This is a genomic window from Bacillus sp. FSL K6-2944, from assembly GCF_038005385.1.
Lineage (GTDB): Bacteria > Bacillota > Bacilli > Bacillales > Bacillaceae_G > Bacillus_A > Bacillus_A cereus.
The window spans coordinates 413,499-422,500 of sequence record NZ_JBBOTE010000003.1 but is presented as its reverse complement, the minus strand read 5'-3'; the positions used below and the strand labels follow the sequence as shown (position 1 = coordinate 422,500).

Genomic DNA, 9,002 nt, shown 5'->3' with positions numbered 1-9,002 from the left:
CTTCGTGGTTCATGTTATCCATGATATTGATATCACTCCAGCTCTATTTAATTTTACAATATATACAGTATAGCATTTTCTACTCAACTAGAAAAACTGCCAGCAACTAACTGGCAGCTCTTCTTTCTTTCACGTAATTATAGGAAGTGTATAGAAGAATGTCAATCTCCTATGTCCATTATTAACCAACGTAAATTGTTTGTTGTTTCGCTTCCACTTCTTCTACAAATGTACCTAACACATTCGCAAGGTCTTCCCGTGTGTTACAAGCATTAATACCATTACGTACACTCGCATTACCACGAACACCTTTTAAATACCAAGCTGCATGTTTTCTCATCTCTCTTACAGCGACACTTTCGTTCTTTAAGTCAATAAGACGATCTAGATGTAACATACATACATCAATTTTCTCGCGCACTGTTGGTTCCGGCATTAATTCACCTGTCTCCAAATACTTTACCGTACGATAAATCATCCACGGATCTCCAAGAGCCGCACGACCAATCATAACACCATCTACACCAATTTCATCAAGCATACGCTTTGCATCTTGCGGCGTTGCGACATCACCATTTCCGATAACCGGGATATTTACAGATTGTTTTACTTGTTTAATAATATCCCAATCCGCTCTTCCTTCATACATTTGCACTCGTGTACGTCCGTGAACCGCCACAGCTTGGCCACCAGCACGCTCAACAGCCCTAGCATTTTCTATTGCGAAAATATGTTCTTCATCCCAACCGATACGCATTTTAACTGTAACCGGCTTTTCTACAGCATCTACAACCGCTGCTACCATTTCATATATTTTATTCGGATCTAAAAGCCACCTTGCCCCCGCATCACATTTAACGATTTTCGGCACTGGACAACCCATATTAATATCAATTATGTCTGCTGTCGTATATTTATCTACATATTTCGCAGCATCTACAAGAGTTTCTTTCTCTCCACCAAAAATTTGTAAACTTAATGGCTTTTCTCTCTCGTCGATATATAACATATCTAATGTTCTTTTATTATTAAGTAATATTGCCTTATCACTTACCATTTCAGCACAAACTAAGCCGGCACCAAATTCTTTTACTGTTAAACGGAATGCAGAGTTACACACTCCCGCCATCGGTGCTAGTACAACCGGATTTTTCATCTCGATATTTGCAATCTTTAACAATCAACCTACTCCTTCCTGTACAATCACTTTGGCATTAATTCCTCTATCGAAACATTTAATGCCTTAGCAACTTCTACTACAAAATCTTGAGAAGGCGATCTATTCCCTCTCTCAACCTCACCTAAAACAGATACAGATACCCCTAGTTCTTTAGCAAAACCTTCTTGTGTATAGCCTTTTAACTTTCGAAAAGCACGAATGCGTCTTCCCCATTTTTCTGCTTCCATACCGTTACTCCCTCTCGCCTTTTCATTTCTTCTACTTGTGAACGTGAAATGTTTTGTTTTATGTCTTGATTAATCTCTAACAACGGAACGATAACAAAAGCTCTTTCAAACATCCGCGGATGCGGAACAATAAGATTCTCTGCTTCAATATTCTCTTGATTATAAAGTAAAATGTCAAGGTCGATAGTCCTCGGCCCCCACCTAATTTCCCTTTTTCTTCCTAGGTCATTTTCTACTTTTTGTGTTACTTTCAATAACTCTTGTGGTGATAAATTGGTAGAAATTTTTATAACTAAATTTAAAAAGCAACTTTGGTCAGTATAGCCAACTGGCTCAGTTTCATATACAGATGAAATATCATCAACCTGAATATAAGGATTTTTATTTAAAAACTGAATCGCTTCAGTTAGATACGTATAACGCTCTCCAATATTTGACCCTAATGCAATGTAAGCTATATTGTTCATGGACGTTCTCTCGTAATTTCTACTGCTACAGCACGATAATGACCCGGTATCGGTGGATCCGGCTTAATTACCTTAATTGTACAGCGTGAAATACTTTCATATTGTTTTAATATATCTGCAGCAATATTTTCAGCGATACTCTCCACAAGCTTATACTTTCTATCCTCAACAACTTTTCTACATAATTCGAAAAGCTCTCCATAATTGACCGAATGCTCTAAGTCATCACTTTCCCCTGCACGCTTTAAATCCAACTCCACCGTTAAGTCAACTTTAAATCTCTGACCTAATTTATTCTCCTCTGGGAACACACCATGATAACCATAAAACTCCATATCATGGATATAAATTTTATCCAATTACCTTACCCCCTTACCAATCATCGCATCCATCATTTTAGCCATACGCGCCATTTCTTTCACATCATGGACACGAACAAACTCACAGCCCTTTTCAATACCAAGACAAACGGTAGCTCCTGTTCCCTCAAGGCGTTCCTCCACTGGCAAATCTAATACGTGCCCAATAAAGGACTTTCTCGAAGTACCTAAGAGAACTGGATAACCTAGCACATTTAACTGTTCTAAATTACGCATCGCCTCTAAGTTCTGCTCAGGTGTTTTAGCAAAACCGATACCTGGATCTAAAATAATATTCTCATCTGGCACACCAGCATTTTTAGCAATTTTAATACTGTCATACAAATCAGCAATCATATCCGCCATTAAATTACGATAATTCATATTATCGCGGTTATGCATTAAAATGATGGGTACATCATAATGAGCTGCGACTTCAGCAATTTTTGGCTCCGCCTTCGCTCCCCAAATATCATTAATAATATGAGCACCAGCCTCAATTGCTTGCTTTGCAACTTCAGCTTTATATGTATCGATAGATATAGGCAATTTTACTTCTTTTGAAACTGCTTGAATCATCGGGACAACTCGCTTTATTTCTTCTTCTACTGATACTTTAGCAAAACCTGGGCGAGTAGATTCGCCACCAATATCAATAATATGAGCACCTTGACCTTGCATTTCTTTTGCGTGACGTACCGCAGCATCTACCTCGTTGTAACTCCCACCATCAGAAAACGAATCTGGTGTTACATTTAAAATCCCCATAATTAATGTTTTTTCATTTAAATTCAATGTATATTCGCCGCAGCGCAAATCATAATCCCACTTCAAACTACACATCTCCTCTTCGTAATTCATTTCTGCTCCATAATTTCTCTCTTTGCATTCCATAAAGGTACATTAAACTTTTTGTAACCACTCCTACTTTACCCGGGAAATCCTGCGCTTCTATACGATAAAGCGGAACAATTTCTTGAATGGAGTTTGTTACGAAGACTTCATCCGCTGAAAGTAGCTCATCTTTTTTAAAGAACCCTTCCTTTACTTCTATATTTAATTCTTCAGCACTCTTTATAATAAACGCACGAGTGATACCATTTAAAATCCCTGTCTCTAACGAAGGTGTATATAAAACATCACCTTTCACAAAAAATAGATTCGAAACAATGCCCTCTGCAACATAACCTGCTTCAGTGAGGAAAATACCTTCCTTACTCACAACATTTCCAATTTCACGCTTCCCTAAAATATTATTTAAATAGTGATGAGACTTCAGGCGAAATGTCCCTTCCGGTGTATTTCGCACTTGTTTTAGAATAACACCTTCTTTTTCCACTACATCCCCTGGAGCTGTTAAAGGTTTTATAAAAACAATAACAGAAGGCTCTTCATACATTTCCGTTTGTAATCCTATTTCATCTATACCCGCCGATACATTAAAACGTACATATGCATGCTTCAATTCATTCTTAGCGAGTAAATCTTTCAAAATAAGCATCACATCATTTTTTGTCATTGTCCATTTAATTTGCAATGTATCCAGCGCCTCTATTAAACGGTTATAATGATCATCCAATAAGAAAGGATGACCATTATAAATACGAAACGTTTCAAAAACTCCAAGACCATATAAATAACCATGATCATAAGGAGAAATTCTCGCTTCACTTGCTTCTACATACTGACCATTTACGTAAATTAACATAATGTCACACTTGGACTGTATTTACGAATGAAATTCTGCAACAGCTCTTTCCCATGAGAAGTCATAATAGATTCTGGATGGAATTGCACACCCTCTATCGGTAATGTCTTATGACGAAGTGCCATAATTTCCCCTTCCTCTGTCCAAGATGTTACCTCTAAGCAATCGGGTAACGTCTCTTTCTTAACAATAAGGGAATGATAGCGCGTCGCAGTAAACGGATTAGGAATATCCGAAAAAATCGTCTTTCCATCATGATGCATAAGCGACGTTTTTCCATGCATTAATCGGTCTGCACGGACAACCTCTCCACCAAACACTTGTGCAATGGATTGATGCCCTAGACAAACACCAAAAATCGGAATCTTTCCAGCAAAGTATTTAATAACTTCCATACTAATCCCAGCTTCATTAGGACTGCACGGACCTGGAGAAATCATTAGAAAATCTGGTTTCATATTCTCAATATCTGAAATAGTCACTTCATCGTTACGTTTAACAACGAGCTCTTGTCCAAGTTCTCCAAGAAACTGCACTAAATTAAATGTAAAAGAATCATAATTATCAATCATTAATATCATTTCTCTCACCTAACCGTTTCTTCACTACGTTCTTTTGCACGCCATAAAGCAATCGCCTTTTTTAACGACTCTTTATATTCATTTTCCGGATTTGAATCAATTACAATTCCCGCCCCTGCTTGTACATGAGCTTTTCCATCTTTAGCAAGAAGTGTTCTAATTACAATATTCAATTCTGTATCTCCAGAATAACCAATCCAACCGATTGAACCTGTATAAATCCCTCTTCGAACAGGTTCTAATTCCTCAATAATTTCCATCGTACGTATTTTTGGGGCACCAGTAATTGTTCCCCCAGGGAATACAGCCTTCACTAAATCAAAAGCATCTTTATCTTCTTCCACCTCACCACGCACATTAGAAACAATATGCATAACATGTGAGTATTTCTCAATTACCATAAATTCATCTACTTCTACAGTGCCATATTTACAAACACGTCCTAAATCATTTCTTTCTAAATCCACAAGCATTACATGCTCTGCTCTTTCTTTTTCGTTCTCAATTAATTCTCTTGCTAATTCTTCATCCTCTTGCTCATCCGCGCCTCTAGATCTCGTTCCAGCAATTGGTCTTGTACTTACTTCAGTTCCTTGTTTCTTAATTAACAACTCTGGCGATCCACTAACGATTTGAAAATCCCCAAGCTCCAGGTAACCCATATATGGAGATGGATTAATTTCACGAAGACTTGTATAAATTTCTAGTGGGTGTGTCTGTAACGTTCTTTCTTGTCTCGTCGACAAGTTTACTTGGAACACATCACCCGCTCCAATATATTCTTGAATACATTCAACTGCCTTCATAAAGCCAGCTTCAGTAAAAGCAACTGCTTCACTTTTCTTTTCAGGACTTTCAAAGGGCACGGTCACTTCAGGCGCTTCTGTCATCCAAAGACTCTTCCACTCATTTAGCCGTTCTTTCGCCTCTTCATATTTATCTACATAATGCGTAATAACCCATAACACTTGTTCTTTTTGATCATAGACAAATACGTCATCAAATAATAAAAAGAAGATGTCAGGTATATCAATATCATCTTCCGCAAGAGAAGGCAGCTTTTCAATATAACGGATACAGTCATAACTGAAATAGCCAATTGCACCACCTTGAAAAGGCGGATACTCTGGGTTATAGTCCGTCTTCCATTGTTCCATATATTCTTGCATTAAATCTAACGGATTCCCTCGTTTTATTGTTTCCTTACCACTTTCACTTATATGTAACGTTTCACCCTTCCCTCGGATTACCGCTACTGGGTTCAGCCCTACAATGTTATAACGACCGCCACGGCCGCTTTCTAACAAAATATGTTGCGATTTACCCTGAGAAAGAAATTTATATTGCTTAAAGAAATCTAACTGATATGGAATAGAAAGCGCTAAAGATTTTCTTCGTTGCATATCAACACCCCGTCTTCTTTTATCCCACCCTCTTAGATAAACCAGCTCAAACTACATAAGTTATTTATATAGAGATTGATTATACTCGAAGGCTAGTGAAAATAATTTAATTATACTACCTCTTATTTTACATGAAGTTTTCTAGTCATTCACTCTTTTCCTATTTCCAATCCCAAAAGAAAAAGCACCCTTTTTCAAGGGTGCTTTTTCAATCGCGTTTAATTAGGATTCAAATTGATAAAGTGGTGTACTTAAATAACGTTCACCGTTACTCGGGATAATAACAAGTACCTTTTTCCCTTTTCCTAACTTTTTCGCAACCTCTGTTGCTGCATAAATAACTGCGCCTGAAGAGATACCAACTAAAATACCTTCCTCTTTAGCCACTCTTCTCGCATATTCAAATGCTTGCTCTGTTTTCACTTGAATAATTTCATCATATACTTCTACATCCAACGTCTCCGGAACAAATCCCGCCCCAATTCCTTGGATTTTATGTGGACCTGGCTTCCCACCAGATAATACTGGTGAATCTGCAGGTTCTACTGCATAAATTTTAATATCTTTATACGCTTCCTTCAGTACTTCACCAGCACCAGTAATCGTTCCACCTGTACCAATACCTGCAATAAACGCATCTAATTGGTCGCCCATTTGTTCAATAATTTCTGGACCTGTTGTTAAACGGTGAATTTCTGGATTCGATTGGTTTTTGAACTGTTGTGGTATAAAGTAGCCATGTTCTTTTGCTAATTCAGTCGCTTTACGAATTGCTCCACCCATTCCTTCAGGCCCTGGAGTCAATACTAATTCCGCACCGTAAGCACGTAATAAATTACGACGCTCAATACTCATTGTTTCTGGCATTACTAAGATTGCATTATATCCTTTAGCAGCCGCTACCATCGCTAAACCAATTCCTGTGTTACCACTTGTCGGCTCAATGATTGTATCGCCCTCTTTTAATAATCCCTTTTTTTCAGCATCTTCAATCATAGCTAATGCGATACGATCTTTAACACTACTCCCCGGATTCATAAATTCTAATTTTAAGTATATATCTGCGCTGTCTGATTCTACGATGCGGTTCAACTTAACGATCGGCGTTTTCCCGATTAATTCTGAAACTGATTGTGCCACTCGCATTCCTGTCACTCCTAACACCGAGTATTTTTATTGGTTTTATCTATATTTAGATTTTGTCAGAAAATTCCCTGTTTGTCAATTCATTTGGAGGATTGCTCCTCTTAATTCCCTTATTACAAATTCTCGATTAAATTTGTAATATCTTCTTTAGAGAACTTGTATCGTTCATTACAGAAATGACAGTGAACTTCTGTCTCTTCCTCTTCTTCACGAACTTGCTCTAACTCTGTTTTACCTAAACTAATTAATACACTCTCAATACGCTCGCGTGAGCATGTGCAATTAAATTGAACATCCATTGTTTCTAATACTTTTACTTTATCTTCTCCAAGAACTGCATATAGTAGCTCTTCCGGAGAAAGACCTTGTTCAATCAACGTTGATACAGGTGGAATCTTTTGTAAACGGTCTTCAATAAATGAAATCGTTTCATCTTGCGCACCCGGCATAATTTGAAGGATGAATCCACCTGCCGCTAATATGCTATCATCTCCATTTACAAGAACACCAACACCTACAGAAGAAGGCGTTTGTTCAGAAACTGCAAAATAATACGTAAAGTCTTCTCCTAATTCTCCTGAAACGATTGGAGATTGACCAATAAACGGCTCACGCATTCCAATATCTTTAATTACAGTTACAAACCCCTCTGTACCTACCGCTTGATATACACGTAACTTCCCTTGTTCTGTTCCTTCAAAATCAACATGCGGATTCGTTACATAACCACGTACATCTCCATTTGCATGAGCATCTACTAAGATAGGGCCAATTGGACCGTTACCTTCTACCTTAATCGTTAACTTTTGCTCACCCTTTAACATTGCGCCCATCATTGTACCCGCAGTCAAAGAACGCCCTAGTGCCGCTGAAGCTGTTCTCCATGTATCATGACGTCTTTGCGCCTCACTTACTGTATTTGTTGTACGTACACTATACGCACGCACTTCTCCATCAAATGCTAACGCTTTTACTAAATAATCTTTCATACGTATTTATTCACCTTTCTCATGCTGTAAATTTGCATTACGTTCATATAACATATACAAACCTTTTAACGTTAAAAACGGATCTACAATATCAATTACATTCGATTCTTCGGAAATTAATTTTGCCAATCCACCTGTTGCAATAACTTTAGGTTCTTGTCTAGCTTCTTCTTTCATACGCTTAACAATACCTTCCACTTGTCCAACATAACCATAAAGAATACCAGATTGCATCGCACTTACTGTATTTTTCCCAACAACACTGCTTGGTTTTGTAATTTCGATACGAGGAAGTTTTGCTGCTCTGCTATATAAAGCCTCTGCTGAAATCATAATTCCTGGCGTAATAACTCCACCCATATAATGTTTTTCTTCGTTAATATAACAATATGTAGTAGCCGTACCAAAATCAACAATAATGAGCGGACTTCCATATAAGTGAATTCCTGCTACTGCATTTACAATTCGGTCTGCGCCTACTTCACGCGGATTTTCATATTTAATATTTAGTCCTGTTTTTATCCCAGGCCCTACTACAAGCGGTTTAATTTTAAAATATTTTTCACACATGCGCTCTAAAGCAAACATAATTGGTGGTACGACTGAAGACACAATAATACCTTTCACATCTTCAAACGAAAGACCCTCATGCTCAAGCAATTGCTTTACAAGCATTCCATATTCATCTTCTGTCTTATGACGATCTGTTTCCATGCGCCAATGCTGACGAAGTTCCCCCTCTTCAAACACACCTAGTACAGCATTTGTGTTCCCTACATCCAATACAAAAATCATATTCTCACCACTTATCTTATTTAATCTATATTTGTGCAGTATGTATAAAACTTATAAAAACATCATATCACACATACTTATATAATCAGCTTTCCTATCCTCATCATTTTACAAAAAGATTGCTCTCTATTTCAATTTTTAATACTA

The 9,002-nt window shown here is 37.6% G+C and carries 12 protein-coding genes (1 of these 12 only partly in view); all 12 read right to left on the bottom strand.

Going from position 1 to position 9,002, the window contains the following annotated elements:
- Positions 1–22, bottom strand: the 5' portion of a protein-coding gene (gene lysS / locus MHH55_RS28620) for a lysine--tRNA ligase (protein ID WP_000369668.1). The gene continues 1,478 nt to the left of window position 1, outside the view; 22 of the gene's 1,500 nt are visible here — the first part of the coding sequence; the start codon lies at positions 20–22; the stop codon falls past the left edge of the window.
- Between the two features lie 159 nt (positions 23–181).
- Positions 182–1,180, bottom strand: coding sequence for a tRNA dihydrouridine synthase DusB (dusB, locus tag MHH55_RS28615; protein ID WP_000912256.1), 999 nt, complete (start codon positions 1,178–1,180; stop codon positions 182–184).
- A 23-nt stretch (positions 1,181–1,203) separates the two neighbouring features.
- Entirely contained in the window at positions 1,204–1,407 is a 204-nt protein-coding gene (locus tag MHH55_RS28610) for a helix-turn-helix domain-containing protein (RefSeq protein WP_000387031.1), read from the bottom strand.
- Complete coding sequence (folK, locus tag MHH55_RS28605) at positions 1,359–1,874, bottom strand: 2-amino-4-hydroxy-6-hydroxymethyldihydropteridine diphosphokinase (RefSeq protein WP_001059450.1); 516 nt, start codon at positions 1,872–1,874, stop codon at positions 1,359–1,361. Before folK ends, MHH55_RS28610 begins: the two co-directional genes overlap by 49 nt.
- Positions 1,871–2,233, bottom strand: a complete 363-nt coding sequence (gene folB, locus MHH55_RS28600; protein WP_000358062.1) for a dihydroneopterin aldolase — start codon at positions 2,231–2,233, stop codon at positions 1,871–1,873. The genes folK and folB overlap by 4 nt, the downstream gene beginning before the upstream one ends.
- A complete protein-coding gene (folP, locus tag MHH55_RS28595; RefSeq protein ID WP_002164656.1) occupies positions 2,234–3,094 on the bottom strand; it encodes a dihydropteroate synthase in 861 nt (286 codons plus the stop codon).
- Positions 3,069–3,941: an aminodeoxychorismate lyase gene (gene pabC / locus MHH55_RS28590; RefSeq protein WP_078186632.1), complete on the bottom strand. Its 873-nt coding sequence runs from the start codon at positions 3,939–3,941 to the stop codon at positions 3,069–3,071. The genes folP and pabC overlap by 26 nt, the downstream gene beginning before the upstream one ends.
- Positions 3,935–4,522, bottom strand: a complete 588-nt coding sequence (gene pabA / locus MHH55_RS28585) for an aminodeoxychorismate/anthranilate synthase component II (RefSeq protein WP_000602294.1) — start codon at positions 4,520–4,522, stop codon at positions 3,935–3,937. Before pabA ends, pabC begins: the two co-directional genes overlap by 7 nt.
- Before the next feature lie 5 nt (positions 4,523–4,527).
- Positions 4,528–5,925 (bottom strand): aminodeoxychorismate synthase component I, encoded by a 1,398-nt coding sequence (pabB, locus tag MHH55_RS28580; RefSeq protein WP_001189728.1) that lies wholly within the window; start codon positions 5,923–5,925, stop codon positions 4,528–4,530.
- A 222-nt stretch (positions 5,926–6,147) separates the two neighbouring features.
- Positions 6,148–7,071 (bottom strand): cysteine synthase A, encoded by a 924-nt coding sequence (cysK, locus tag MHH55_RS28575; RefSeq protein WP_001261712.1) that lies wholly within the window; start codon positions 7,069–7,071, stop codon positions 6,148–6,150.
- Positions 7,072–7,184: 113 nt separating this feature from the next.
- The gene (gene hslO / locus MHH55_RS28570; protein ID WP_000656372.1) at positions 7,185–8,060 is read right to left on the bottom strand and encodes a redox-regulated molecular chaperone HslO; all 876 of its coding nucleotides are present in this window, start codon (positions 8,058–8,060) and stop codon (positions 7,185–7,187) included.
- A gap of 6 nt (positions 8,061–8,066) precedes the next feature.
- Positions 8,067–8,855, bottom strand: coding sequence for a type III pantothenate kinase (locus MHH55_RS28565; RefSeq protein WP_000578368.1), 789 nt, complete (start codon positions 8,853–8,855; stop codon positions 8,067–8,069).
- Positions 8,856–9,002: the final 147 nt, after the last annotated feature.

What these genes read in the sequence shown, in the direction of transcription:
- pabA (WP_000602294.1), bottom strand. Translation starts at nt 4,522, where the DNA reads ATGATATTAATGATTGATAATTATGATTCTTTTACATTTAATTTAGTG.
- pabB (WP_001189728.1), bottom strand. Translation starts at nt 5,925, where the DNA reads ATGCAACGAAGAAAATCTTTAGCGCTTTCTATTCCATATCAGTTAGAT.
- MHH55_RS28565 (WP_000578368.1), bottom strand. Translation starts at nt 8,855, where the DNA reads ATGATTTTTGTATTGGATGTAGGGAACACAAATGCTGTACTAGGTGTG.
- folK (WP_001059450.1), bottom strand. Translation starts at nt 1,874, where the DNA reads ATGAACAATATAGCTTACATTGCATTAGGGTCAAATATTGGAGAGCGT.
- pabC (WP_078186632.1), bottom strand. Translation starts at nt 3,941, where the DNA reads ATGTTAATTTACGTAAATGGTCAGTATGTAGAAGCAAGTGAAGCGAGA.
- MHH55_RS28610 (WP_000387031.1), bottom strand. Translation starts at nt 1,407, where the DNA reads ATGGAAGCAGAAAAATGGGGAAGACGCATTCGTGCTTTTCGAAAGTTA.
- folP (WP_002164656.1), bottom strand. Translation starts at nt 3,094, where the DNA reads ATGAATTACGAAGAGGAGATGTGTAGTTTGAAGTGGGATTATGATTTG.
- hslO (WP_000656372.1), bottom strand. Translation starts at nt 8,060, where the DNA reads ATGAAAGATTATTTAGTAAAAGCGTTAGCATTTGATGGAGAAGTGCGT.
- cysK (WP_001261712.1), bottom strand. Translation starts at nt 7,071, where the DNA reads ATGCGAGTGGCACAATCAGTTTCAGAATTAATCGGGAAAACGCCGATC.